Consider the following 24,241-nt stretch of genomic DNA (forward strand, 5'->3'; position numbering starts at 1 on the left):
GAATGAGTCGATGCCAGTACAGTCAAACAAAACTCTGCAAGCAATGACGACAAGCGAGATCGTGCTTTTCCCGGTCGCTTCGCGCGCCGGTGACATTGAGCGGTGCGCGGCCGAACTGGATCGCCGTCATGGCGAGGATGCTGTCTCCTTCTGGAAGACGGAATGCCGCCGGCTGGCCAACGAGCTGACGTCGCTCGGCTGCTCCGAAGATGAGGTTCGCAACCAGGTCATGACATTTCAGGCCGAGGTACAAGCCGAGCTGGTTCGCCGCCATCAAGTGCGTGCAATCGCCGAAAGCCGCAGTGGTCGTGCAATAAAGCGCTAATCACATAGCGATTGGTTCTTCTCGCCATTCGGGTTGTCGATTTTGTCGGGCGGCCTGCGTGGTTGAACTTGTCGCCAAGGCGACGAATTCTTTCCATACTTTGCGCGAGGCGAACCTTCTTGGTTCAGAAATTCCGCGCGCCCAGTGCTAGCATCGTGTTGTTCTCACGCGGATGCCCAAAGATCCCGTGCGTATCGAAGTCGTCGCCTATCTCGGGAGGAAGGCAGATGCCGACGCAACATCTGTCGAACATCCACCGGTGCAAACTGGCGATCAGAAACGTCTGGACTGCCGGAAATGCTTGCCATTTTCGCGTTCTTCAACGAAATTTATCGAGCCGACCGGCAGTTGAGGAGCTGCCGACAAGATACGCGCGTGAAGCGGGAGAATAACGCACGCATGCCGGACGCTGCGGTAGCCGCGCGCCGGACTTGGGAGGGAAGGCATGTATTCCGGTGGTTTGAGATTTGGTTTGGCGGACGAGATCGAGGCGCTCCGCGACAGCGTTCGACGTTTCGCCATTGAGCGCATCGCACCGCTTGCAGCAGAGACGGACAGCAACAACAGCTTTCCAACGCCGCTTTGGCGCGAGATGGGCGACATCGGGCTGCTTGGGATCACGGCCGAGGAGGCCTATGGCGGTGCCGGCCTGGGATACCTGGCGCATTGCGTCGCTATGGAGGAGATCAGCCGCGCATCGGCTTCCGTTGGGCTCAGCTATGGCGCGCATTCGAACCTGTGTGTCAATCAGATCAGCCGCAATGGATCGGAAGCGCAGAAGTCTCGATATTTGCCTGGGCTTATTTCTGGCGAGCATGTCGGCGCACTTGCCATGTCGGAGCCGGGCGCCGGATCCGACGTCGTTTCGATGAAGCTTCGGGCGGAGAAGCGAGGCGACCGCTACGTTCTCAACGGTAACAAGATGTGGATCACCAACGGCCCGGATGCCGAGGTGCTCGTGGTCTACGCGAAGACAGATCCTGACACGGGGCCGCGGGGCATCACGGCGTTCCTCGTCGAGAAGGCCTTCAAGGGTTTTTCAACAGGCCCGAAGCTCGACAAGCTGGGCATGCGCGGTTCCAACACCTGTGAATTGATCTTCGAGGACTGTGAAGTTCCGGAAACCAATGTCCTTGGCACGGTCGGTGGTGGTGCGCGCGTTCTGATGTCGGGGCTCGACTATGAGCGCGTCGTCCTTTCAGCCGGACCTATCGGCATCATGGCGGCCTGCATGGACGTCGTCGTGCCCTATCTTCACGAGAGAAAGCAATTCGGCCAGGCGATCGGCGAATTCCAGCTGATGCAGGGCAAGCTCGCCGACATGTACGTGACCATGAACACGGCGCGCGCTTATGTCTATGCGGTGGCGGCCGCCTGCGATCGCGGCGAGACAACGCGCAAGGATGCCGCTGGCTGCATCCTTTATGCCGCCGAGAAGGCGACGCTTCTGGCTCTCGAGACGATCCAGGCACTCGGTGGCAACGGCTATACGAATGACTATCCTGCCGGCAGGCTGCTGCGCGACGCGAAGCTCTACGAGATCGGTGCCGGGACCTCTGAAATCAGACGCATGCTGATCGGCCGGGAACTCTTTACGGAAACGGCCTGATCCGAACGTTCATCCGACAACCATTCTGGTGACCAATGACGGTTTTGAAGTCGCAGATTTCGACGAACTCGGAGAGTTTCAGGACAAATCGCGCAGCGATGGCCGAGGCGATCCGGGTCATCGAGGAAGCGGCCGCGAGTGCCGCGAACGGTGGTGGAGCTACAGCTCGCGAACGCCACGTCGCGCGTGGCAAGATGCTGCCGCGGGATCGGATCGCCGGACTGCTCGATCCGGCGACACCGTTCCTCGAGATCGGATTGACCGCAGCTCACGGCATGTATGGCAACGAGGCGCCCGGCGCTGGCCTGATTACCGGCATCGGCCGTGTTTCGGGACGCGATTGCATGGTGGTCTGCAACGATGCCACCGTCAAAGGCGGCACCTATTTCCCCATGACAGTGAAGAAGCATTTGCGTGCGCAGGAGGTTGCGGCGCAGAACAATCTGCCTTGCATCTACCTCGTGGATTCCGGTGGCGCGAACTTGCCGAACCAGGACGAGGTATTCCCGGATAGGGATCATTTCGGCCGGATATTTTATAATCAAGCCAACATGTCGGCAGCGGGAATTCCGCAGATTGCCGTTGTCATGGGCTCTTGTACGGCGGGCGGTGCCTATGTGCCTGCCATGTCCGACGAGGCGATCATCGTCGAGGGACAAGGGACGATCTTTCTTGCCGGCCCTCCGTTGGTGAAGGCTGCCACCGGCGAAGTCGTTTCCGCGGAAGATCTCGGCGGCGGCGACGTTCACACGAGGCTCTCTGGTGTTGCCGACCATCTCGCTCGCGACGATGGGCACGCGCTCGCCCTGGCAAGGCGTGCCGTCGCCAACCTCAATCGGTCCAAGCCTGGTGTCGTCGAGCGCCAACCGGTCGAAGCACCTTTGTTCGATCCAGCGGAAATCGCCGGCATCGTCCCGGCCGACCTGCGCGTGCCCTACGACGTGCGCGAAGTCATTGCGCGTATGGTCGACGGGTCACGTTTCGATGAATTCAAGGCACGCTATGGGACGACGTTGGTCTGCGGCTTCGCCCATGTCCATGGTATCCCCGTGGGCATTGTCGCCAACAACGGTGTGCTCTTTTCGGAATCGGCTCTGAAGGGAGCCCATTTTGTGGAGCTCTGCTCGCAGCGCAGGATACCGCTTGTTTTCCTGCAGAACATCACCGGCTTCATGGTCGGTCGCAAATACGAAACCGAGGGCATTGCGAAAAATGGTGCGAAGCTCGTCACAGCGGTTGCGACAACAGCGGTGCCGAAGGTGACGATGCTAGTTGGCGGTTCCTTCGGTGCGGGAAATTACGGCATGGCAGGCCGTGCCTTTTCACCGCGCTTTCTCTGGACCTGGCCAAACAGCCGCATCTCGGTCATGGGCGGTGAGCAGGCGGCCGGTGTGCTTGCAACTGTGCGGGGTGAGGCGCTTTCCCGGGCCGGCACGCCCTGGACACCGGAAGAGGAGGCTGATTTCAAGCAGCCGGTGCTCGATCTCTTCGACCGGCAGAGCCATCCGCTTTATGCGTCGGCGCGGCTGTGGGATGATGGGGTGATCGATCCTTCCAAGAGCCGCGATGTGCTCGGTCTGTCGCTGTCTGCGGCACTGAATGCACCGATCGAAGACACGCGTTTCGGCCTTTTCCGGATGTGAGGTAGCGATGTTCCAGAAAATCCTCATCGCAAACCGTGGCGAGATCGCGTGCCGGGTGATCCGAACTGCCAGGCGTATGGGGATCGCCACCGTGGCGGTCTATTCGGATGCCGATGTTGGAGCACTGCATGTCGAGATGGCCGACGAGGCGGTTCGCCTTGGTCCTGCCAGCGCACAGGAGAGCTATCTCTCTCCCGAGCGAATTCTGGCGGCAGCTGAGCGGACCGGCGCCGAGGCAATCCATCCCGGCTATGGGTTCCTCTCGGAGAACGCCGATTTTGCAGCAGCCGTCGAGGCTGCGGGCATCGTCTTCATCGGGCCGCAGGCATCTTCCATTCGCGCCATGGGAATGAAGGACGCGGCGAAGGCGCTGATGGATCAGTCAGGAGTGCCCGTGGTCCCGGGGTATCACGGCGAAGAGCAGGATGCCGGGTTTCTGGCTGATCAGGCGGCCCTTGTCGGTTATCCAGTGCTCATCAAGGCCCGCGCGGGTGGGGGCGGCAAGGGTATGCGCCGCGTCGACAGCGAAGAGGATTTTCCAGAATCCCTCGCTGCCGCGCGGCGGGAGGCGAAGGCTGCCTTCGGCGACGATGCCGTGCTGATCGAGCGGTACCTCATTCGTCCGCGCCATATCGAGGTTCAGATCTTCGGCGATCGCCATGGCAACGTCGTGCATCTTTTCGAGCGCGATTGTTCGCTCCAGCGTCGCCACCAGAAAGTGATCGAAGAAGCACCGGCACCGGGGATGACGCCGGAGATGCGCCGCGCGATGGGCGACGCGGCCGTACGTGCGGCGCGTGCCATTTCCTACCGTGGGGCCGGCACTGTGGAATTCATCGCGGATGTGTCAAACGGCCTCTGGCCCGACCGCTTCTACTTCATGGAGATGAACACCCGCCTGCAGGTCGAGCATGCGGTCACCGAGGCGATTACCGGAGTTGATCTGGTCGAGTGGCAATTGCGTGTGGCCGCCGGCGAACCGCTGCCGAAGAAGCAATCGGAGCTTGAGATCTACGGTTGGGCCTTCGAGGCCCGGATCTACGCGGAGGATGCCGCCAAGGGCTTCCTGCCGGCTACGGGAACGATCAGGCATCTGGATTTTCCGGATGTTACGGCGCGGATCGATGCCGGAATCCGCACAGGCGATACGGTTTCAGCCCACTACGATCCACTGGTTGCCAAGATGATCGTGCATGGACCGAACCGCAGTGTCGCACTGTCGCGGTTGACCCGTGCGCTGCAAAGTTCCCATGTCGTTGGCGTCACCACCAATCTGGACTTTCTGGCCAGGTTGAGCATGCAGGAGGAGTTCGTCGCCGGCCATCCTGATACCGGGCTGATCGATCGCGATCTTCAATTGCTGACGGCAATCGAGCCGCCCGCAGACACGGTTGTTGCTCTTGCAGCAGTGTTGTCGCTGGGTGCGCTTGGACAGTCATCGGATGGCGACCCATGGTTGACGCTGGGGCACTGGCAGCTTTGGAGCGAAATGCAGCGTATCGTCGCCCTGACCTACGAAGGGGCCCACTCAACGCTACGGGTTGCCGCTAAGGGGTTTGATTTCTTTGCGGTACACGACGGCCGGCGCGTCATTCCGGTGAAAATCGTCAGTCGGCAGGAGGACGGATGCCGGGTGGAGATCGATGGCCGGCAAGTCCAGGCCAAGGCGAGCTTGGCGGCGCATCACTTGGTGGTCAGCGTCGATCACAGAACCCATATCTTCCACCTCGGGAACCCACTCGATTTCAGTGCGAGCGATGTGGCGGATGGCAACAGGCTGATCGCCCCGATGCCGGGCTTTGTGAAGATCGTGCGCACGAGTTCGGGAGCTGAGGTTGCCAAGGGCGATGCGCTAGTCGTCATGGAAGCGATGAAAATGGAACTCACGCTCGTTGCGGCCCGCGACGGGACAGTGGAAGCCGTCGAGGTGAGCGAAGGACAGCAGGTTGACGAAGGCGCGGTGCTTCTGACGCTTCGGGTAGAGGAGGCGTGATCTTGCAGCCTGGAGAATCGTCATTGTTGCCGCGGGACGTGTCGATCGTCGAGATGGCGCCGCGCGATGGCCTCCAGAACGAGAAGACTCTGATCCCGACGGCGACGAAGATTGCCCTGATCGACATGATCTCGGAATGCGGCTTCGAACGGATCGAGGCGACAAGCTTCGTCAGCCCGAAGTGGGTGCCCCAGCTTGCCGATGCTGCGGAAGTGATGGCCGGTATCCAACGCAGGCCGGGAGTCCGCTACGCGGTCCTGACGCCGAACATGAAAGGGTTCGATGCCGCCGTAGCGGCAGGCGCAGACGAAGTCGCCATCTTCGCTTCCGCCTCGGAAAGTTTTTCTCAAAAGAATATCAACTGCTCGATCGCCGAGAGCATCGAGCGCTTCAAGCCGGTTGCGGAAGCAAGCCGCCGGCGGGGCATCCCGATGCGCGGTTATGTCAGTTGCGTCGTCGAATGTCCCTATGAGGGCGCCATTTCGCCGGATGCCGCGGCGCGCGTGGTCGAGAGCCTGCATGCCTTGGGCTGCTACGAAATCAGCCTTGGCGATACGATCGGCAAAGGTCAGCCGGAGGAGGTCGATCAGATGCTGGTGACGGTTCTATCCTATGCGCCGGCGACGATGCTTGCCGGCCATTTCCATGACACCGACGGCTGGGCTCTCGACAATATCGAAGTGTCGTTGAAGCACGGGTTGAGGGTTTTCGACGCGGCGATCGGCGGTCTGGGCGGTTGCCCTTATGCCCCGGGCGCGAAGGGCAATGTCGACACTTTGGCTGTCGCGCAATTTCTTGCCCGAAAGGGCTACCGGACCGGGCTTTTGCCGGAGAAGCTAGAGCAGGCCGCGCATTTTGCGCAAAGCCTCAGGAGCGCGTGATATGCCGGAAACGCTGATGATTTCGATCGACGAACGCGGTGTCGCGCGGCTTACACTCGCTCGCGAAGACAAGCACAATGCCATGTCCGCCAAAATGATCGATGAATTGACGGAGGCCGCAAATGTGCTTGGATCGGACAGGAATGTGCGCGCTATCGTGCTGGCCGGGGCGGGCAAAAGCTTCTGTGCCGGCGGCGACCTGGAGTGGATGAGAGCCCAGTTCAAGGCGGGCCGGACGGAAAGGATGACGGAAGCACGGCGGCTCGCAATGATGTTCAAGGTCCTGAACGAGGTTCCGAAGCCACTCATCGGCCGCGTTCACGGAAGTGCCTTCGGTGGTGGTATTGGATTGATCAGCGTCTGCGACACTGTGATCGCCTCGGAGACCGCGCGTTTCGGTCTGACGGAAGTCCGGCTTGGCCTGATACCGGCAACGATCAGCCCTTATGTGGTGGCGCGCATCGGCGCCGCCGCGCGATCTCTCTTTGTTTCCGGTCGAACATTCGACGCTGCCGAAGCCAAGTCAATCGGTCTTGTTGCTTCCGTTGTGGCGCCTGGTGACCTTGATCAGGCCGTGGGTAGGGAAGTGGCCGAATTTATCGCGGCTTCACCGCAGGCTGCAGCGCGCGCCAAGGCACTCGTGCGTTCTCTAGCGACGCCCATCACGAACGAGGTCATAGAAAGCGTGGTTGCTCAGCTCGCAGACAGCTGGGAAACGGACGAGGCAAAGGCTGGCATCGCAGCTTTTTTCGAAAAGCGTTCGTAGAACGAACGGGCATCAGGTTTTGAGAACTGCTGATTTGAATCAATGGCGGAGAGGGTGGGATTCGAACCCACGATACGGTTGCCCGTATGCCGCATTTCGAGTGCGGTGCTTTCGACCACTCAGCCACCTCTCCGCTTCGTTGGTCGGCGCTTGTTCGGCGCGGGCTGTCTCATAGCGATGAAAGTTCGGGCTGGCAAGACGAAATCTCAAGGTTTTCATCCTTTTGCCTTGACAGTGTTTTGGGCCTCGCGTATCTCGGCTTCGCAATAGGTGTGGATAAGTCTGCGCCTTACCAGTCCTGCGCTCGCGCGGGGCGGATCATCGGCAGTGAGATTCGGGGCGAAAGCCGCTGAAATCCCTGCTTAACCTCGACTGATAAAAAGACGGCCACCTGCTTGTTGCGGGTATGAGCCGGAACGAACATGAAAGGATAAAAAATGTTCGCAGTCATCAAGACCGGCGGTAAGCAGTACCGTGTGGCGGCAAACGACGTGCTGACCATCGAGAAGCTTGAAGCAACCGCTGGCGACGCAATTGAATTCACCGAAGTCCTCGTAATCGGCGAAGGCGCCGACGCTGCGATTGGTGCTCCCTTCGTCAAGGGCGCTTCCGTCAAGGCCGAAGTGGTCGAGCACAACCGCGGCAAGAAGGTCATCGCCTTCAAGAAGCGCCGTCGTCAGAACTCGAAGCGTTCGCGCGGCCATCGCCAGCACCACACTGTTGTCCGCATCACGGACATCGTGGCTGCCAAGTAAGATCACGGGACTTAAGGTTTAAAGGAGAACACCAATGGCACACAAAAAAGCTGGCGGTTCATCGCGCAACGGTCGTGATTCCGAATCCAAGCGCCTTGGCGTGAAGAAGTTCGGTGGCGAAACCGTCATCGCAGGCAACATCATCGTGCGTCAGCGCGGTACGCAGTGGCATCCGGGCGCCAACGTCGGCCTCGGCAAGGACCACACCATTTTTGCGCTTACGGCCGGCAATGTGAACTACCGTACGAAGGCCAATGGCCGCGTGTACGTGTCTGTAATGCCGAAAGCGGAAGCAGCGGAATAAGCCGGTAGCGCTCTAAAACAGCCGGCGTCTCATCGACCCGGCTGAGCGTATCAGGTTCAGTCCAGAAAACAGGGGAGATGGGGCGCCATCTCCCCTTTTTTCTTGTCCAACGAAGGAGGACTGAACATGCAAGGCGAATTGTTGAGGGAAGGCCAATCGCGGTCTTTCAGGGAAGACCAGCGGTCTCCCAAGGAACGGCTGAGGCCGGAGCGGTTAAGGACCGATTGCCCTGTCTTACTCTCGGAACGGCTCGTCATGCGCGCGCCGCACGAAGAAGACATTGACGCCCTTGCCCATCTTGCCAACAACGCCAAAGTCGCCACCATGGTGTCGCGTATGCCGCACCCGTACACGGCCAATGATGCCGCCGACTTCGTGCGACGCACGAAAAACGGCGAGATTGGCAAGTGCGTCTATGCGATTACCAAAGCCGAGAACGGCGCCTTCATGGGGTGCTGCGGAGTTGAGCCGCATCTTGACGGCCGGACCGTCGAGATCGGTTACTGGCTAGGAGAACCGTACTGGAATCAAGGCTTTATGACCGAGGCGTGCCACGCCCTGGTCGATATGGTCTTTCGCACGCGTGAAGATGTCGATCAGATCGATGCCCGGTGCCGGGTGATGAACGTCGCGTCGCGGCGGGTCATCCAGAAGTGCGGCTTCCAGTTCCAGGGATCGGGGCTTGCGGCGTCGCTGGCGCTTGGCAGCAACGTGCCGGTCGAGTGGTACAGGCTTGATCGGAAGACCTGGATGTCGCTGAGAAGCTGGGGGAGCGTCTTATGAACGCGATCAGTCTTCAACGACCCAGGAGCCAGTCGATGACGCCCGGCCCGTTGCCGGTCATTGCCACCGACCGGCTCGTGCTCCGTCCACACAGGCTGAGCGATGCAGATGCGATCGCGGACACGCTGTCCGATTTCGCTGTTACCCGCATGCTCGCGCGTGTTCCGGCCCCTTACGACAGGCAGGACGCGCTCGATTGGCTGGTACCGGTGACGGCTGGCAGCATGCCCGACTGGCAGTTTGCGATCACGACTGGCGACGATGCTCATATCGGCGTCGTCGCCGTCGAGCTTCGCCATGGTCTATGGCACGTTGGCTACTGGCTGAACCGCTTCTACTGGCGGCGCGGCTACATGAGCGAAGCGGTATCGGCCGTGTTGGAGCGCTTTTCGCACCGCATGCCCGATACGACGGTTCACTCCGGCGTGTTCGCCGACAATCCGGCCTCGCTGAAGTTGCAGGAAAAGCTCGGCTTTCGCATGATCGGCTGCAGTGAGATCTACAGCTTCGCGCGCAACACCATGGTCACACATGTCGAGACGATGCTGAAGCCGGGTGCCCTGCAACAGGCGAGGATCGCTTGAAGTGAAGAAAGAGGCGTCCCGATGCGTCGGGGCGCCTCAACCCTCAGCTGTCGATCTCGACCCAGACAGGGAAGTGATCGGAGCCGACCGAGTCGGTATCGATCTTTGCCGATGTAAGGCGGCCCACGAGGCCGCAGCTGACAAAGATGTAATCGAGATGCATGCGTTTGCCATGATCCTTGGGATCCATCCAGCTATAGCTGCCGGGCGAGTAAGCCTCCAACGCCGCAAGCGCGTCGACAGGCGTGCCAATGCGCGGAACGCGGCCGTAATAGCCGTCCTTGGCGCCGGCAAGAATGGAGTATTCCGGCGACTCCGGCGTCATGTTGAAGTCACCCATGACGACGTAATCCTCGGGCAATGGCGGGTCATCGACCTCGAATTCAACCGCGCCCGTGACGGAGCCGCCCTCGGAGACGAACGCGTTGATGCGCTCGTTCAGATGGACGAGTTGCCGGCTGCGCTCGTCGATGGAGACGTGATCGAGATGCACCGAGTAGACACGCATTGCCCCCGCTGGCGTTTCGATAACGGCCTCCGTTGCGCCGCGCTGGAGATTGACCTTGGAGATCGTTCGGCTGCGCGGCAGAAGCAGCGTTCGGGTCGAGAGGATCGGCCAGCGCGAGAGTATCATGTTGCCGAATTGGAAGCGCGTTCCGCGTGGCGGCCAGCCATCGGAACCCTCTTCGATATGCAGGTCGCAAGCCGGTCCATACACCCAGAAATGGTTGGGAAAAAGCGCCGCAAGGTCGGCCACCATGTCGGCATAGTCGTTCCTGGCGAAGCCGCGAGTGACCTCCTGGAGCGCGATGATGTCGGCGCCCTCGAGGCTCGCAGCGATTCGGTCGAGGTCGTAGATGCCATCAAGACCGAAGCCGTACTGTATGTTATAGCTCGCAAACTTCACGATAATCCTTTGACCTCCGATTGAACCGCCTATATCGAAAGCGGCAAGAGGGGCGATGAACAGCCACCGGACAATGGAAGTAAAATGAAATTTCTCGACGAAGCAAAGGTCTATATCAAGTCTGGAGACGGCGGCGCGGGCAGCGTCTCGTTCCGGCGCGAGAAATTCCTCGAATTCGGCGGCCCGGATGGTGGTGACGGCGGACGCGGCGGCGATGTCTGGGTCGAGGCAGTCAATGGCCTCAACACGCTGATCGATTTTCGCTACCAGCAGCACTTCAAGGCCAAGGTCGGCACGCACGGGATGGGCAGGGACCGTACCGGGGCCAATGGCGACCACGTGACACTGAAGGTGCCTGTCGGTACGCAGGTCTTCGAGGAAGACCAGGAAACGCTGATCTGCGACCTCACCGTGGAAGGTCAACGCTTCCGGCTCGCTACTGGCGGCAACGGGGGCTTCGGAAACGCGCACTTCAAATCCTCGGTCAACCAGGCGCCGGACTGGGCCAACCCCGGTCTTCCCGGGGAAGAAAAGACGATCTGGCTGCATCTGAAACTGATTGCAGATGCCGGTCTCGTCGGACTGCCGAACGCCGGCAAGTCTACGTTCCTTGCCGCTGTCACTCGCGCCCGGCCGAAGATCGCTAACTATCCCTTCACGACATTGCACCCGAACCTCGGTGTCGCGACGGTTGATGGCCAGGAGTTCATCCTTGCCGACATTCCGGGGTTGATTGAAGGCGCGCATGAAGGCGTCGGGATTGGGGACCGGTTCCTTGGTCACGTCGAGCGTACGCGTGTGCTGCTGCATCTTGTCTCCTCGCAGGAGGAGAAGGTTGGCAAGGCGTACACGACCGTTCGCCGTGAACTCGAGGCATACGGCGGTGATCTTGGCGACAAGCTGGAGATCGTTGCGCTTTCGCAGATCGATGTGCTTGATGATGCTACGCTGAAGAAGAAAACCAAGGAACTTGCCAAGGCCTGCGGCAGGACGCCGTTCCAGATTTCCGCAGCCACGGGCAAGGGCATGACGGAAGTGTTGCGTGCCTTGCGGGATATCATCGTCGAGGCGAATGCCGGCACGGCCGAAAAACTCGCGAAGGCACCGAAGCTGCGCCACCGCGATATGGTGTCGGACGATGAAGGCGAGGCCAATGACGACGCGTAAGTCGCTCGAGCGTTATCGCCGTGTCGTCATCAAGATCGGTTCGGCCCTCCTCGTCGATCGCAAGACGGGCCTGAAGAAGGCGTGGCTCGACGCGATGTGCCGCGATATCGCGGCCCTGAAGGCCAAGGGTGTTGATGTCCTCGTCGTTTCCTCCGGTGCTATTGCGCTTGGTCGCTCCGTCCTCGACCTGCCTTCGGGCGCCTTGAAGCTGGAGGAAAGCCAGGCGTCGGCGGCCGTCGGCCAGATTGCCTTGGCGCGCGCCTGGTCGGAAAGCCTGTCACGGGACGAGATCGTTGCCGGTCAGATTCTCCTGACGCTCGGCGATACCGAAGAGCGCCGCCGCTATCTCAACGCGCGCGCCACCATCAACCAGCTTCTGAAGATCGGCGCGGTGCCGATCATCAACGAGAACGATACTGTTGCCACCAGCGAAATCCGCTACGGCGACAATGATCGCTTGGCCGCTCGGGTCGCGACGATGACCGGGGCCGATCTGTTGATCTTGCTATCCGACATCGACGGCCTCTACACGGCGCCGCCGCACCTTGATCCGCAGGCGGAATTTCTCGCCACCATCCCCGAGATTACGGCCGAGATTGAAGCCATGGCAGGGGGCGCGGCATCAGAGTTGTCGCGTGGCGGCATGCGCACCAAGATCGATGCCGGCAAGATCGCGACGACGGCCGGCTGTGCCATGATCATTGCGTCAGGAAAGACGGACAGCCCGCTCTCGGCAATCGAGAACGGCGCGCGCTCCTCTTGGTTTGCCCCTTCCGGGACCCCTGTCACCGCCAGAAAAACCTGGATTGCCGGCCAGCTGCAGCCGGCAGGCGAGCTTCACGTCGATGAGGGCGCCGTTGCTGCACTCGGTGCCGGCAAGAGCCTGCTGCCAGCCGGCGTGCGCAAGGTTGTCGGGCTTTTCAGCCGCGGTGATACCGTGGCTATCGTCGGTCCGCATGGGCGCGAGATCGCGCGCGGACTTGCCGGATACGATGCCGAAGAGGCGCGGCAGATTACCGGGCGCAAATCGGCGGAGATCGAGGCAGTCCTCGGTTACGCGGGGCGCGCAGCAATGATCCATCGCGACGACATGGTGATGACGTCGCAGATCGGTTCGAAATCGGAAAGGCAGAAGAAGGACACAAGCTATGCTTGATACCGTTGCGCAGAGCCCCGACATTGACGCGCTGATGAACGACATCGGCCGCAAAGCCAAGGCTGCCGCGCGACCGTTGGGCTTTGTGTCCACCGAAGCCAAAAACAAGGCGCTGAATGCCATGGCGGATGCGATCCTTGCCAACAAGGATCATATCCTCGCCGAGAACGCAAAGGATCTGAAGGATGTCGCCGGCACGGATATGCTCGCGTCATTTGTCGACCGCTTAACACTGACTGAAAAGCGCGTGGCCGAGATGGCTGAAGGCATTCGCGCGATCGCTGCCCTCAAGGATCCTGTTGGCGAGGTGATTGCAGCCTGGGACCGTCCGAATGGCTTGAAGATCGAGCGCGTTCGTACGCCGCTCGGTGTCATCGGCGTGATTTTCGAGAGCCGTCCGAATGTGACGGCGGATGCCGGCGCGCTCTGCCTGAAAGCCGGTAACGCGGTAATTCTGCGTTGTGGTTCGGACTCGCGGCGTTCATCGCAGGCAATTCATGCCTGCCTCGTACAGGGCCTAAAGTCTGTCGGATTACCTGAGCACTCGATCCAGCTCGTGCCAGTAACCGATCGGGCCGCGGTCGGCGCGATGTTGCGCGGACTGGATGGTGCGATCGACGTTATCGTTCCGCGCGGCGGCAAGAGCCTTGTTGCGCGCGTTCAGAGCGAGGCGAGGGTGCCCGTTTTTGCGCACCTTGAAGGGCTTTGCCATATCTATGTGGATGCCTCGGCCGATCTTGCCATGGCCAAGGAGATCATCGTCAACGCAAAGATGCGGCGCACGGGAATCTGCGGCGCGGTGGAAACCATCCTTGTGGACAGCGCTGCGGCCAGCATCCATCTTCGCCCGTTGCTGGAGGCCCTCGCAGGCGCCGGTTGCGAGATCCGCGGTTCGGCGGCCGTCGTTCAGGCGATGCCCGGTGTGAAGGCTGCCACCGAGGAAGATTGGTCGACAGAGTATCTCGATGCCATCGTTTCTGTTGCCGTTGTCGACGGTATTTCCGGTGCGATCCAGCATATCCAGACCTACTCCTCTAATCATACCGAGGCTGTCATTGCCGAGGATCCAGATGTGGTTCAGCGGTTCTTCACCGAGGTCGATTCCGCAATCCTGCTGCACAATGCATCCACCCAGTTTGCCGATGGCGGCGAGTTCGGGATGGGGGCGGAGATCGGCATCGCCACGGGTAAGATGCATGCCCGCGGTCCCGTCGGCGTCGAGCAGCTGACATCCTTCAAATATCGGGTGCACGGCACCGGACAAACCCGGCCCTGACGTGACCAACGACGAAGTCGACCGACGCTATCTTCGCATGCCGCATACCGAGCGGGGGATGGTCGTCGGTCTGTTCGGCGGTTCGTTCAATCCGCCGCATGACGGTCATGGGCTGGTTGCCGAGATTGCGATCAAGCGGCTCGGCCTGGACCAGTTGTGGTGGATCGTCACTCCTGGCAATCCGCTCAAGGATAGACGCCAGCTTTTGCCGCTTGCAGAGCGCATTGCGTTGAGCGAGCGTCTTGCCCGACATCCTTCGATCAAGGTCACTGCGTTCGAGCGCGATTTTGCAACGAGCTTCACGGCGAACACGTTGGCGCGGGTCAAGGCGCGCAATCCGCATGTCCATTTTATCTGGATCATGGGCGCGGACAGCCTGAAGACGTTCCATCTGTGGCAGCGGTGGCAGGACATCGTCAACACGTTTCCAATTGCTGTTATCGACCGCCCGGGCTCCACGCTGTCGTTCCTGTCATCGAAGATGGCGAGGACGTTCGATTTTGCCCGTGTTGATGAGGACGATTCACGGGCGCTGTGGAAACGGCGCGCGCCAGCCTGGACCTTCATTCATGGTCCACGTTCCGGTCTTAGCTCGACCGCGATCCGCCAACGAATGGCATCCTGAAGTAACGCGATTTTTCTGCGGTTTGATAAACGAAAAGCCCGACGGGGGAGGAGATCCGTCGGGCTTCGTAAACTCGATCGACAACTGGGAGGAGGAGTGTTGCCGATCCTATCCAACGGCTTTGGGAGGAGGAGATGCCGTTCGATGAGTGTGTTGTACCATAAACCCCGGATTTTTGAAGCGGGTTCACTGCATTGCAGCAATGCGCCCAAGGCATGGCTTCGGATAGGCGCTGCGTCCAGTTTGCTCAATTCTTTTGCATCTACGACGATTTTTGCCGGAGTCTCAACTCGTTGGGAAGTTTTGCCCTAGAATTATGGGGGCACTCCTATCGTCTAGGGCGCTCGGCGACCTCAGTTATGCACTTCATGAATGCGTGAGGGCGGCCAGTGAACGGAATGGTTATGCTTGCATAAATATAGCGCTAGCCAAGGCGCTGGTAACGTTATATTTCTCCGGATATTTCGAAGAGCTCGGGGAGAAATCATGTACAGTCGCCGTCAATGGATCAAAGTCATCGCCGCTGCCGTTTCGGCAGTCTTCCTTGGTGTTGCCGCAACACCCGCAGCAGCTGCGGAGAAGGTTACCGTGTTTGCCGCGGCCAGCCTGAAGAACGCCCTCGACGCCGCCAACGCCGCTTGGGCGAAGGAGGGTAAGGAGGCTGTCGCCTCATACGCAGCGAGTTCGGCGCTTGCGAAGCAGATCGAAGGTGGTGCGCCCGCCGACATCTTCATGTCGGCTGATCTTGATTGGATGGAGTACCTTGCCAAGAAAGATCTCATCAAGGCCGACACACGATCTAATCTTTTGGGCAACAAGATCGTCCTTGTTGCGGCCAAGGATCATGCCAAGCCGGTCGATATCAAAAAGGGGTTTGACCTTGCTGCTCTGCTCGGTGACGGCAAGCTCGCCATGGGCGAAGTGAAGTCTGTGCCAGCTGGCAAGTACGGCAAAGCCGCGCTCGAATCGCTGGGTGTCTGGTCCTCGGTCGAATCCAAGGTAGCGGGTGCGGAAAGCGTTCGGGCTGCGCTCGCCCTGGTGTCGCGCGGCGAGGCGCCTTATGGCATCGTCTACCAGACCGACGCGTCCGCAGATCCGGGCGTTGCTGTGGTCGGCACGTTCCCGGCGGAATCGCATCCCCCGATCATCTATCCGGTCGCTATTCTCTCCGAGAGCAAGAACCCGGAGGCTGCTGCCTATCTGGAATTCCTGAAATCAGAAAGGGCGGCTCATTTCTTTGCCGAGCAGGGTTTCACCGTTTTGAAATGATTGCGGATTTTCGCATGAAGACATAGCGTGAGAAGGCCCGTCAGATCGGGCCTTCTATTTTTGGAGAAACGGCTTGAATGCGTTTGGCTTGAGCAACGATGAGTGGACGGCAATCTTGCTCAGCTTGCGCGTATCAGTGGTCGCGATGCTGGCGAGCCTGCCATTCGGCATCGGCGTTGCTCTCTTGCTGGCGCGCGGACGGTTCTGGGGCAAGTCGCTTCTCAACGGCTTTGTTCATTTGCCGTTGATCCTGCCGCCTGTGGTCACAGGTTTCATCTTGCTGATCCTATTTGGTCGGCGTGGACCGATCGGCAGTTTCCTGGACCAATATTTCGGCATCGTCTTCTCGTTTCGCTGGACTGGCGCGGCTCTCGCTTGCGCGGTCATGGCCTTCCCCTTGATGGTGCGCAGCATCCGGCTTTCGATCGAAGCGGTCGACAGAAAACTGGAGGAGGCGGCAGGGACGCTGGGAGCCAGTCCACTTTGGGTCTTCATGACCATAACATTGCCGCTGACGTTGCCCGGGATCATTGCCGGAATGATCCTTTCCTTTGCCAAGGCGATGGGGGAGTTCGGGGCAACAATTACGTTCGTCTCCAACATTCCAGGGGAGACACAGACGCTTTCGGCCGCGATCTACTCCTTTACCCAAGTCCCGGGCGGGGACGCCGGAGCACTACGGCTGACGCTCATCGCCGTCGCCATTTCAATGGTCGCGTTGCTTGCCTCGGAGTTTCTATCGCGTCTCGCCGGTCGGAGGATCGATCCGGAATGACGCTCGTTGTGAAAGCAAAGCAGCAACTCGGCGCTTTTTCGCTGGATGCTGCCTTTACCTCGGAGCGGGGAATTACCGCGCTCTTCGGACGTTCCGGTTCCGGCAAGACGTCGATGATCCGCATCATTGCCGGATTGGCGCGGCCAGACAGCGGACAGGTTATTCTGGACGGCGAGACAATGACCGACACGGGCCGGCGGATCTTCGTCGCCAAGCATCGCCGGAGATTTGGCTATGTCTTTCAGGAAGCGCGGCTTTTTCCGCACCTCAATGTTCGCCACAATCTGTCCTATGGTCGCTGGTTCGCCAAAGCTGGTGGTTCGCCGGAGAGCCTGGACCGCATTGTTGAATTGCTTGGTATCGAAAGCCTCCTCGAACGCCGACCGGAAAAGCTCTCGGGCGGCGAGAAGCAGCGAGTGGCAATTGGGCGGGCTCTGCTGTCGCTTCCCCGTCTATTATTGATGGACGAACCGCTGGCGGCTTTGGATGATGCCCGGAAGGCCGAGGTCATGCCGTATCTCGAGCGGTTGCGTGACGAGATGGATATCCCGATCGTCTATGTCAGTCATTCGATCACGGAGGTAGCGCGCCTCGCTGACCAGGTCGTGGTCATGCGGGATGGCAAGGTAGAAGCGGTCGGTTCGGCCCCTGACGTGCTCAGCCATCCGCCTGCCTCATTTGAGCGGCGTGAGGCCGGGGCTCTTCTTGAGGGGAAAGTCGAAACCATTAACGGCCATCATCAAATCGCGACGATTGCCCTGAAGTCGGCGCAACTTCATGTCCCGGGAACGATGCTTGCCCCCGGCAAGGTGGTCCGAGTCCGCATTCCCTCCCGCGATGTGATGCTTGCTCTGCGTAAGCCCGAAGCGTTGAGCGCTTTGAACGTTCTGGAAGGAACCGTGAGAAGTCTGACGCCGGCCGACGATGCAACGATCGATGTTCTCGTCGACTGCGGTGGAGACGCAATTCTTGCCCGGATCACGAGCTTTTCGGGAGAGCGGCTCGGCTTGAGGATCGGGACGCCCGTCTTCGCCATCATCAAGACCGTTGCCCTGGAGCCATGATCAGCCATGGTCGTTTGGCGATCGGTTCTCCTCCAGCCACGCCAGATCCTCGGCAAGTGCAGACTTCAACACGCGTTCCATCTTTCGGAAGCGGGCAAGCAGTTCATCGCCAAATGGCGTTAGGGCAGCGCCCCCTCCCTTCTGACCGCCACGTTGGGACTCGACGACGGGCTCGCGGAACATCCTGTTCATATCACTGACAAGCAGCCAGGCCCGACGATACGACATGTCCATCGCTCTGCCCGCGGCGGAAATCGAGCCCGTCTCCCGGATCTGCTCCAACAGCTCCATTTTGCCTCGCCCCAGCCGGTCTTCGTGGGGAAAGCTGATGCGAAGAATTGGAGTGAGTGTATCTGCGGCAGGGCTTTTCATGGACGGGTCTTTTGGAGTCTTGAACGGGAAGCTTACTTTACGTGCGGTCACAACGACTGTACACGGCCGGTAGCCTACAGTTTGCCGCCAAGGATAATCTGTCGTGTCAAAACGGTTGTTCACGCTTTGTGATTGCCCGCGTCTTGAAACGTTAATGGTTTGGTGCCTATCTTAAGCATGATTTGGTCACCAAATCAGTGATGTGCATGCTTTGTCATTCCGAGAAAGGAAAAGCACTGACAACAGTACACGCCAAGGGAAAAACGCTTGCCGTTGTCCCGAAGAGCCCGGAACGTGGCGCCGATGCTGCCGCCCGCGCCCTACACGCCGTTCTCACAAGCCTTGAGGACTCTAAGGCCGAAGATATTGTCACCATTGACATTGCTGGAAAATCTGCGCTTGGAGACTTCATGGTTGTCGTCTCAGGGCGCTCGAGCAGGCATGTTCTGGCGATCTCCGACCACCTGCTGACTGACCTGAAAGATGAGGGTTTCGGAAGTGCCCGCGTCGAAGGTCAAGAAGGCGGCGATTGGATCCTGATCGACACCGGCGACATCATCGTGCATGTCTTCCGCCCAGAGATACGCGAGTTCTACAACATCGAAAAGATGTGGGCCGCGCCTGATATGGACGAGGAGACGGTGCACTGACAGGTTGCCTGGACGTCGCGTCCGGCGCCTGATAGACGGCATTTCATTGGGTCGGATTAGCGAACTCGGCCCGCGGTACGAATGTGCCGCAAAATGCCGAATTTGCGGGAGCGGGCGATGCGTGTTGGTCTTTTTGCAGTGGGGCGGCTGAAGTCCGGCCCCGAGAAGGATCTTGCAGCCCGTTATTTTGACCGTTTTGCCAAGGCTGGCCCCGCAGTCGGCCTTGAATTCTCTCGTGTGTCCGAAGTTGCCGAAAGCCGCTCTTCGAATGCCGATACCCGCAAGCGCGACGAAGCGTTGATGCTGCAAAAGTCGCTCACCGACGGGAGCGTTCTCATCTTGCTGGACGAGCGGGGCAAGGCACTGGACAGTGAAGGATTTGCCAATCTTCTGGGAAACTACCGTGACCAGGGAAAGCGCGATTTGACGATCGCGATCGGTGGCGCCGATGGCCTCGATCCATCCCTCTATGACCTTGCCGACGCCACGCTTTGTCTCGGAAAGATGACCTGGCCACATCAGTTGGTTCGTACATTGATCGCTGAACAGCTGTACCGGGCTGTCACCATTCTCTCCGGCCACCCGTATCATCGAGTTTGACCCTCGCCCGCTCACGCAGGAGTGTCCGGCAGCATAGGCCCCAGACCTCAATGGATCTGGAAATGCATGTCAAATCAGCTTAATCTCCGCGCGATTTGAAAGGGTCTTCCAGCTCCGTATGCTGACACGTGTGCTCAAGCAAAAGTATGTCATTCTGCCGGCGCTCGCCGCAGGCTTGAGCGTGTCTGTGGCGTCGCTGGATCGCCCCTTCGCGATCAACGCGTTCGCGCAGGAAGCGCCAGAGGGGAATGCGGCCGCGCCTTCGACGACGTCAACGGTAACAGAAGCCTCAGCGACAACGAAGCCCACGGTCGCGCCGCCGCCACCGGACCCGGCGGCCGAGCTGGCGCGGAAGCGGGACGAGACACGGGCCGAACTCGAATCCCTGTCAAAGACCATAGGCCTTTCCTCTGATCGAGTTGTTGAGCTTCAGAAAAGCATTGACGAGCTCGATAAAAGCACCAGCAGCGTTCGTCAGGCGTTGATTGATTCAGCGACACGCCGCAAGTCGCTCGAGAAACAGATTCTGGACAGCGAGAGAAAGCTTGCCGACCTTGGTGTCAAGGAAGATGCGGTTCGGCGGTCTCTGCACGAGCGACGCGGCTTGCTTGCCGAGGTGTTGGGCGCCTTGCAGCGGATGGGGCGAAATCCGCCGCCAGCACTCCTCGTCACTCCTGACGACGCATTGGCTTCAGTGCGGAGCGCGATTTTGCTCGGCGCCGTTGTCCCTGGTGTCCGTAAGGAAACCGACAAGCTTGTTGCCGACCTTGCTAATCTTTCCTCTCTGCAGGCGGCAAGTGCGGCGGAGAAGGCCAGCCTGACCGCGACGATGACGAACAGCCTCGAAGAGGAACGTCGCATGGACCTGCTTCTTGCTGAAAACGAGAAGCTGAGTCGCAGCAACGCCGCCGAACTGGATGCCGAGAAGAAGCGCTCGGAAGATCTTGCAAGCAAGGCGACGAGCCTGGAGAGCCTCGTCGCTTCGATGGAAACCGAGATTGCGTCGGTTCGTGAGGCTGCCGCCGCAGCGCGCCAAGCCGAGGAGAACCGTAGGCTCCTGACCGATGAACAGCGGGCCCAGGCCAAGGCGCTCGCGGAGAGCGGCGTGCCTGATAAAAACCGCATTGCGCCCGCATATCCGTTCGGAGAATTGAAGGCTAAGTTGGAATTGCCTGTGGCTGGCGATATCCTCCGTGAGTTCGGCGATGCCGACGGAACTGGCCATGAGGCGATGGGAATGACGCTTGCCACCAATCCGGAAACGGTGGTCACCGCGCCCGCCGATGGACTCGTTGTGTATGCGGGAGCATTCCGCAGCTATGGCCAAATGATCATCCTCGATGCCGGCGACGGTTACCATCTCGTTCTCTCCGGAATGGAGACAATCAGCGCGCGCCAGGGCAAGTTTGTTTTCGCCGGCGAACCGCTGGCCGTCATGGGCGCAAAAAGAGTGGCGAGCGCGACCGCATTGGCGCTGGAAACCAACCGTCCAACGCTTTACATTGAATTTCGAAAAGGTGGAAAACCGGTCGATTCCCGGCCGTGGTGGACCGCTAAAGACACTGGAAAGGCACGCAATGATTCGTAGGGCTTCTCTTGTTCTGGTCGGCGCATTGATGGGTGCGACCGCGATGAGCGTCATCTATTCGGCGGGTGTGCCTGCGGAAGCGGCGGGAGCGTCCACTTACAAGGAGCTTTCCGTTTTTGGTGATGTGTTTGAACGTGTGCGTGCTCAGTACGTGACACCGCCGGCCGAAGATAAACTCATTGAAAACGCTATCAACGGCATGCTTTCCTCGCTGGATCCGCATTCGAGCTACATGAATGCGAAGGATGCGGCCGATATGCAGACCCAGACCAAGGGCGAGTTTGGCGGCCTCGGTATTGAAGTCACGATGGAAGATGAACTCGTCAAGGTCATCACGCCGATCGACGACACGCCTGCAGCAAAGGCCGGCGTTCTTGCGGGCGACTACATTTCCGAGATCGATGGCCAGTCCGTTCGTGGTCTGAAGCTGGAAGATGCGGTCGAAAAGATGCGCGGTCCGGTCAATACGCCGATCAAGCTGACGCTGATCCGCAAGGGCGCCGACAAGCCGATCGAACTGACGATCGTCCGCGATGTCGTTGCGGTTCAGGCCGTGAAGTCGCGCGTCGAGGATGATGTCGGTTACCTGCGCGTCATCTCCTTTACGGAGAAGACCTATCCTGACCTTGAGAAGGCGATCGAGAAGATCAAGAAGACAGTTCCGGCCGACAAGCTGAAGGGCTATGTTCTCGACCTGCGCCTGAACCCGGGCGGTCTGCTCGATCAGGCAATTCAGGTTTCGGATGCGCTGCTGCAGCGCGGCGAAGTGGTTTCGACCCGCGGGCGCAATCCGGATGAGACGCGTCGATTCAATGCCGGTCCAGGTGATCTGACCGATGGAAAGCCCGTGATCGTGCTGATCAACGGCGGCTCGGCATCTGCGTCGGAAATCGTTGCCGGCGCGTTGCAGGATCTGCGCCGTGCGACCGTGCTTGGCACCCGCTCCTTCGGTAAGGGGTCGGTTCAGACGATCATCCCGCTCGGCGAAAACGGCGCATTGAGACTGACGACGGCACTCTACTACACGCCGTCGGGCCGCTCTATCCAGGGCACCGGCATCACACCTGATATCAAGGTCGAGGAGCCCCTGCCGGAAGAACTCAAGGGCAAGATGGTCACCGAAGGTGAATCGAGCCTGCGCGGCCATATCAAGGGTCAGAGCGAAACGGACGAGGGCTCCGGCTCGGTCGCCTATGTTCCTCCGGATCCGAAGGATGACGTCCAGCTCAACTACGCGCTCGACCTGCTGCGTGGCAAGAAGACCGATCCGGCCTTCCCGCCCAATCCGGACAAGGCCGTTAGCGCCAAGTAACCGCAATTCGAGGCGTCAGGCCGGATCGTGTGTCCGGCCTGACGCCTTTTTGCTGTCCTGATTCCGAACGGGAAAGACGCTTGAACACCGATCTTCATGCACCACTGGGACAGAATCGCAAGGCAAGCCGCGAACGGCCGGGCATCCTGCGAACGGGTCGTGTTGTCGCCGGGCTTTGCCTTGTACTGATTGGCGCGTCGTCCCTCTACACAGCGTTTCGTGGTGATGGGCTGGACCGCCAGAACCCGCCGACGCAAGATCAGCCGGTGCCGCCTTCCGACACCATTCAAAATCAGGTTCCGCCGCAAGACCAGTCTGCCCCTGCTCCCAGCGGTATGTTGATATCCGACCCACGATCGGGCGCCAATGTGGAGCAAATGGTGACTGGAGATGGTTCGGTCGTCACGAAATACTCTCCAAGACAGCGTGACGGGAATGGTCCGGTGCTAGTTGATGCGTCGCAGGTCGGCCAGGATCCAAGGATGGCGGCCATACCGAACGAGGCCCTTCTGGAAGAGACGCCGCTGGGACGGTTGCCAATTGTCGGGACGGACGGGCGTCGCCCGATGGACCAGTATGCTCGTCCGTGGTCCGGCGCGCACGGGACACGGATTGCCATCGTCGTAAGCGGTCTCGGACTGAGCCAGACAGGCACCCAGCGTGCCATTCAGCAACTGCCGGAGGAGGTGACATTTGCGTTCGCCGCCAGCGGCAATAGCTTGCAACGCTGGATGCAGGAGGCGCGCCGGGGTGGCCATGAGATCCTGCTGCAGGTGCCATTCGAGCCGTTTGATTACCCGGCGAACGATCCTGGGCCCGACACGCTGCTGATCTCGAAGCCGGTCGCCAAGAATATCGAAAGCCTGCATCGCGCGATGGGCGAGATCACCAACTACACCGGCATCATGAATTATCAGGGTGGGCGCTTCCTTTCCGATCCCAATGCTATGGAGCCGGTCATGCGCGACATTGGCAAACGTGGGCTGCTGTTTCTCGATGACGGAACGTCGGCCCAGTCCAAGACAGCGATCATTGCGAAGGGAACCGAGCTGCCATACGCCTTCGCCGACGTTCAGTTGGACAAGCAGCTTGACGTGAACGCCATCATCCAGAAGCTGGACGAACTAGAGCGAGTTGCAAGGCGCAACGGGCAGGCGATCGGGGTCGCTGCCGCATTCGATGAGAGCATCGATGCGATTGCACAATGGACCGAGGAGGCCGCGATGCGCGGCATTGAGATCGTCGGTGTCGCTGCGCTGACCAATGACCCCAAGAGACCATAGTAGAGAGAGCGAATGAGCAAGCCGATCGTAAAAGCTGAAGACCTGCCGTATCGTCCCTGTGTCGGCGTTATGATCCTCAATCGTGAAGGTCTTGTTTGGGCGGGAAGGCGAATCCCGGAGGAGAACTCCGAATACGACGGATCGCCGCAACTTTGGCAGATGCCGCAAGGCGGCATCGACAAAGGCGAGGATCCATTGGAGGCCGCTTATCGCGAGCTTTACGAGGAAACCGGCATTCGCACGGTGACGCTGCTGGCGGAAGCGAGGAACTGGATCAACTACGATCTGCCGCCGCAACTGGTTGGCATCGGGCTGAAGGGGAAGTTTCGCGGCCAGACGCAGCGCTGGTTCGCATTCCGTTTCGATGGAGACGAGAGCGAGGTCGCGATCAATCCCCCGCCGGGTGGTCATGCGGCGGAATTCGATGCGTGGGAGTGGAAGCCAATGGAGAGCCTGCCCGATCTGATCGTGCCCTTCAAGCGGACCGTCTACGAACAGGTCGTCGATGAGTTCAGGCACTTTGCCGCTTTGGGCGCGGCAAAGTGAATGACCGG

The 24,241-nt window shown here is 59.9% G+C and carries 25 protein-coding genes and 1 tRNA gene; 23 read left to right on the forward strand and 3 right to left on the reverse strand.

Translation table 11 applies throughout. The annotated features are described in order from the left end of the window. Positions 1-10 precede the first annotated feature (10 nt). The 6 genes from JNB88_RS11160 (at position 11) to JNB88_RS11185 (ending at position 7,217) form a co-directional block, all read left to right on the forward strand. Positions 11-325 carry a DUF6074 family protein gene (locus JNB88_RS11160; protein ID WP_037131700.1) on the forward strand — a complete coding sequence of 105 codons (315 nt, stop codon included), beginning with the start codon at positions 11-13 and terminating at the stop codon, positions 323-325. A gap of 445 nt (positions 326-770) precedes the next feature. Then, entirely contained in the window at positions 771-1,934 is a 1,164-nt protein-coding gene (locus JNB88_RS11165; protein WP_220355529.1) for an isovaleryl-CoA dehydrogenase, read from the forward strand. Between the two features lie 35 nt (positions 1,935-1,969). Then, the gene (locus JNB88_RS11170; RefSeq protein ID WP_220355530.1) at positions 1,970-3,577 is read left to right on the forward strand and encodes a carboxyl transferase domain-containing protein; all 1,608 of its coding nucleotides are present in this window, start codon (positions 1,970-1,972) and stop codon (positions 3,575-3,577) included. A 7-nt stretch (positions 3,578-3,584) separates the two neighbouring features. Next, the gene (locus JNB88_RS11175; protein ID WP_220355531.1) at positions 3,585-5,570 is read left to right on the forward strand and encodes an acetyl/propionyl/methylcrotonyl-CoA carboxylase subunit alpha; all 1,986 of its coding nucleotides are present in this window, start codon (positions 3,585-3,587) and stop codon (positions 5,568-5,570) included. Beyond that, positions 5,567-6,451: a hydroxymethylglutaryl-CoA lyase gene (locus JNB88_RS11180; protein WP_220355532.1), complete on the forward strand. Its 885-nt coding sequence runs from the start codon at positions 5,567-5,569 to the stop codon at positions 6,449-6,451. The genes JNB88_RS11175 and JNB88_RS11180 overlap by 4 nt, the downstream gene beginning before the upstream one ends. A gap of 1 nt (position 6,452) precedes the next feature. Next, on the forward strand, positions 6,453-7,217 hold the full coding sequence (locus JNB88_RS11185) for a crotonase/enoyl-CoA hydratase family protein (RefSeq protein WP_220355533.1): 765 nt from the start codon (positions 6,453-6,455) through the stop codon (positions 7,215-7,217). 43 nt (positions 7,218-7,260) lie between these two features. Here the strand turns inward: JNB88_RS11185 and JNB88_RS11190 are convergent. Next, positions 7,261-7,350: transfer RNA gene (locus JNB88_RS11190), tRNA-Ser, on the reverse strand. A 304-nt stretch (positions 7,351-7,654) separates the two neighbouring features. Here JNB88_RS11190 and rplU point away from each other — a divergent pair. From rplU to JNB88_RS11210, 4 genes are all read left to right on the forward strand, one after another. Further along, entirely contained in the window at positions 7,655-7,972 is a 318-nt protein-coding gene (gene rplU / locus JNB88_RS11195) for a 50S ribosomal protein L21 (RefSeq protein WP_007528566.1), read from the forward strand. A gap of 34 nt (positions 7,973-8,006) precedes the next feature. Continuing rightward, entirely contained in the window at positions 8,007-8,276 is a 270-nt protein-coding gene (gene rpmA / locus JNB88_RS11200; RefSeq protein ID WP_018855954.1) for a 50S ribosomal protein L27, read from the forward strand. 126 nt (positions 8,277-8,402) lie between these two features. Beyond that, positions 8,403-9,059: a GNAT family N-acetyltransferase gene (locus JNB88_RS11205; protein ID WP_037131714.1), complete on the forward strand. Its 657-nt coding sequence runs from the start codon at positions 8,403-8,405 to the stop codon at positions 9,057-9,059. Then, the gene (locus JNB88_RS11210) at positions 9,056-9,643 is read left to right on the forward strand and encodes a GNAT family N-acetyltransferase (protein ID WP_220355534.1); all 588 of its coding nucleotides are present in this window, start codon (positions 9,056-9,058) and stop codon (positions 9,641-9,643) included. The genes JNB88_RS11205 and JNB88_RS11210 overlap by 4 nt, the downstream gene beginning before the upstream one ends. Before the next feature lie 43 nt (positions 9,644-9,686). Here the strand turns inward: JNB88_RS11210 and JNB88_RS11215 are convergent, their stop codons facing one another. After that, a complete protein-coding gene (locus JNB88_RS11215; protein ID WP_220355535.1) occupies positions 9,687-10,550 on the reverse strand; it encodes an endonuclease/exonuclease/phosphatase family protein in 864 nt (287 codons plus the stop codon). Positions 10,551-10,634: 84 nt separating this feature from the next. On the opposite strand from JNB88_RS11215, the gene obgE reads away from it, so the two are divergent. From obgE to modC, 7 genes are all read left to right on the forward strand, one after another. Next, complete coding sequence (gene obgE / locus JNB88_RS11220) at positions 10,635-11,717, forward strand: GTPase ObgE (protein ID WP_220355536.1); 1,083 nt, start codon at positions 10,635-10,637, stop codon at positions 11,715-11,717. Beyond that, positions 11,704-12,873 (forward strand): glutamate 5-kinase, encoded by a 1,170-nt coding sequence (gene proB, locus JNB88_RS11225; protein WP_037131721.1) that lies wholly within the window; start codon positions 11,704-11,706, stop codon positions 12,871-12,873. Before obgE ends, proB begins: the two co-directional genes overlap by 14 nt. Continuing rightward, positions 12,866-14,149, forward strand: a complete 1,284-nt coding sequence (locus JNB88_RS11230) for a glutamate-5-semialdehyde dehydrogenase (protein WP_220355537.1) — start codon at positions 12,866-12,868, stop codon at positions 14,147-14,149. The genes proB and JNB88_RS11230 overlap by 8 nt, the downstream gene beginning before the upstream one ends. 37 nt (positions 14,150-14,186) lie before the next feature. Next, positions 14,187-14,774 carry a nicotinate-nucleotide adenylyltransferase gene (locus JNB88_RS11235; protein ID WP_222858007.1) on the forward strand — a complete coding sequence of 196 codons (588 nt, stop codon included), beginning with the start codon at positions 14,187-14,189 and terminating at the stop codon, positions 14,772-14,774. Positions 14,775-15,260: 486 nt separating this feature from the next. Further along, positions 15,261-16,043, forward strand: a complete 783-nt coding sequence (modA, locus tag JNB88_RS11240; RefSeq protein WP_220355539.1) for a molybdate ABC transporter substrate-binding protein — start codon at positions 15,261-15,263, stop codon at positions 16,041-16,043. A gap of 73 nt (positions 16,044-16,116) precedes the next feature. After that, positions 16,117-16,818: a molybdate ABC transporter permease subunit gene (modB, locus tag JNB88_RS11245; RefSeq protein ID WP_220355540.1), complete on the forward strand. Its 702-nt coding sequence runs from the start codon at positions 16,117-16,119 to the stop codon at positions 16,816-16,818. Continuing rightward, positions 16,815-17,882 carry a molybdenum ABC transporter ATP-binding protein gene (gene modC, locus JNB88_RS11250; RefSeq protein ID WP_220355541.1) on the forward strand — a complete coding sequence of 356 codons (1,068 nt, stop codon included), beginning with the start codon at positions 16,815-16,817 and terminating at the stop codon, positions 17,880-17,882. The genes modB and modC overlap by 4 nt, the downstream gene beginning before the upstream one ends. Here modC and JNB88_RS11255 read toward each other — a convergent pair whose 3' ends face one another. Beyond that, positions 17,883-18,254, reverse strand: a complete 372-nt coding sequence (locus tag JNB88_RS11255) for a winged helix-turn-helix domain-containing protein (protein WP_037131736.1) — start codon at positions 18,252-18,254, stop codon at positions 17,883-17,885. 206 nt (positions 18,255-18,460) lie between these two features. On the opposite strand from JNB88_RS11255, the gene rsfS reads away from it, so the two are divergent. The 6 genes from rsfS to JNB88_RS11285 all read left to right on the forward strand — a co-directional run bounded on the left by rsfS (position 18,461) and on the right by JNB88_RS11285 (position 24,233). After that, on the forward strand, positions 18,461-18,904 hold the full coding sequence (gene rsfS, locus JNB88_RS11260) for a ribosome silencing factor (RefSeq protein ID WP_220355542.1): 444 nt from the start codon (positions 18,461-18,463) through the stop codon (positions 18,902-18,904). Positions 18,905-19,021: 117 nt separating this feature from the next. Then, complete coding sequence (gene rlmH / locus JNB88_RS11265; protein WP_220355543.1) at positions 19,022-19,504, forward strand: 23S rRNA (pseudouridine(1915)-N(3))-methyltransferase RlmH; 483 nt, start codon at positions 19,022-19,024, stop codon at positions 19,502-19,504. A gap of 118 nt (positions 19,505-19,622) precedes the next feature. Next, the gene (locus JNB88_RS11270) at positions 19,623-21,092 is read left to right on the forward strand and encodes a murein hydrolase activator EnvC family protein (protein WP_220355544.1); all 1,470 of its coding nucleotides are present in this window, start codon (positions 19,623-19,625) and stop codon (positions 21,090-21,092) included. After that, complete coding sequence (locus tag JNB88_RS11275) at positions 21,082-22,404, forward strand: S41 family peptidase (RefSeq protein ID WP_037131747.1); 1,323 nt, start codon at positions 21,082-21,084, stop codon at positions 22,402-22,404. Before JNB88_RS11270 ends, JNB88_RS11275 begins: the two co-directional genes overlap by 11 nt. A gap of 80 nt (positions 22,405-22,484) precedes the next feature. Further along, complete coding sequence (locus JNB88_RS11280; protein WP_220355545.1) at positions 22,485-23,687, forward strand: divergent polysaccharide deacetylase family protein; 1,203 nt, start codon at positions 22,485-22,487, stop codon at positions 23,685-23,687. A gap of 12 nt (positions 23,688-23,699) precedes the next feature. Beyond that, positions 23,700-24,233 carry an RNA pyrophosphohydrolase gene (locus JNB88_RS11285; protein ID WP_220355546.1) on the forward strand — a complete coding sequence of 178 codons (534 nt, stop codon included), beginning with the start codon at positions 23,700-23,702 and terminating at the stop codon, positions 24,231-24,233. Positions 24,234-24,241: the final 8 nt, after the last annotated feature.

It is taken from the genome of Rhizobium cauense, from assembly GCF_019511525.1.
Classification (GTDB): Bacteria; Pseudomonadota; Alphaproteobacteria; order Rhizobiales; family Rhizobiaceae; genus Rhizobium; species Rhizobium cauense.

Excerpts from the sequence above, each read along its gene's own strand:
- JNB88_RS11160 (WP_037131700.1), top strand. The coding sequence starts at position 11 with ATGCCAGTACAGTCAAACAAAACTCTGCAAGCAATGACGACAAGCGAG.
- JNB88_RS11165 (WP_220355529.1), top strand. The coding sequence starts at position 771 with ATGTATTCCGGTGGTTTGAGATTTGGTTTGGCGGACGAGATCGAGGCG.
- JNB88_RS11170 (WP_220355530.1), top strand. The coding sequence starts at position 1,970 with ATGACGGTTTTGAAGTCGCAGATTTCGACGAACTCGGAGAGTTTCAGG.
- JNB88_RS11175 (WP_220355531.1), top strand. The coding sequence starts at position 3,585 with ATGTTCCAGAAAATCCTCATCGCAAACCGTGGCGAGATCGCGTGCCGG.
- JNB88_RS11185 (WP_220355533.1), top strand. The coding sequence starts at position 6,453 with ATGCCGGAAACGCTGATGATTTCGATCGACGAACGCGGTGTCGCGCGG.
- rplU (WP_007528566.1), top strand. The coding sequence starts at position 7,655 with ATGTTCGCAGTCATCAAGACCGGCGGTAAGCAGTACCGTGTGGCGGCA.
- rpmA (WP_018855954.1), top strand. The coding sequence starts at position 8,007 with ATGGCACACAAAAAAGCTGGCGGTTCATCGCGCAACGGTCGTGATTCC.
- JNB88_RS11205 (WP_037131714.1), top strand. The coding sequence starts at position 8,403 with ATGCAAGGCGAATTGTTGAGGGAAGGCCAATCGCGGTCTTTCAGGGAA.
- JNB88_RS11210 (WP_220355534.1), top strand. The coding sequence starts at position 9,056 with ATGAACGCGATCAGTCTTCAACGACCCAGGAGCCAGTCGATGACGCCC.
- obgE (WP_220355536.1), top strand. The coding sequence starts at position 10,635 with ATGAAATTTCTCGACGAAGCAAAGGTCTATATCAAGTCTGGAGACGGC.
- proB (WP_037131721.1), top strand. The coding sequence starts at position 11,704 with ATGACGACGCGTAAGTCGCTCGAGCGTTATCGCCGTGTCGTCATCAAG.
- JNB88_RS11230 (WP_220355537.1), top strand. The coding sequence starts at position 12,866 with ATGCTTGATACCGTTGCGCAGAGCCCCGACATTGACGCGCTGATGAAC.
- JNB88_RS11235 (WP_222858007.1), top strand. The coding sequence starts at position 14,187 with ATGCCGCATACCGAGCGGGGGATGGTCGTCGGTCTGTTCGGCGGTTCG.
- modA (WP_220355539.1), top strand. The coding sequence starts at position 15,261 with ATGTACAGTCGCCGTCAATGGATCAAAGTCATCGCCGCTGCCGTTTCG.
- modC (WP_220355541.1), top strand. The coding sequence starts at position 16,815 with ATGACGCTCGTTGTGAAAGCAAAGCAGCAACTCGGCGCTTTTTCGCTG.
- JNB88_RS11255 (WP_037131736.1), bottom strand. The coding sequence starts at position 18,254 with ATGAAAAGCCCTGCCGCAGATACACTCACTCCAATTCTTCGCATCAGC.
- rsfS (WP_220355542.1), top strand. The coding sequence starts at position 18,461 with ATGCTTTGTCATTCCGAGAAAGGAAAAGCACTGACAACAGTACACGCC.
- rlmH (WP_220355543.1), top strand. The coding sequence starts at position 19,022 with ATGCGTGTTGGTCTTTTTGCAGTGGGGCGGCTGAAGTCCGGCCCCGAG.
- JNB88_RS11270 (WP_220355544.1), top strand. The coding sequence starts at position 19,623 with ATGCTGACACGTGTGCTCAAGCAAAAGTATGTCATTCTGCCGGCGCTC.
- JNB88_RS11275 (WP_037131747.1), top strand. The coding sequence starts at position 21,082 with ATGATTCGTAGGGCTTCTCTTGTTCTGGTCGGCGCATTGATGGGTGCG.
- JNB88_RS11285 (WP_220355546.1), top strand. The coding sequence starts at position 23,700 with ATGAGCAAGCCGATCGTAAAAGCTGAAGACCTGCCGTATCGTCCCTGT.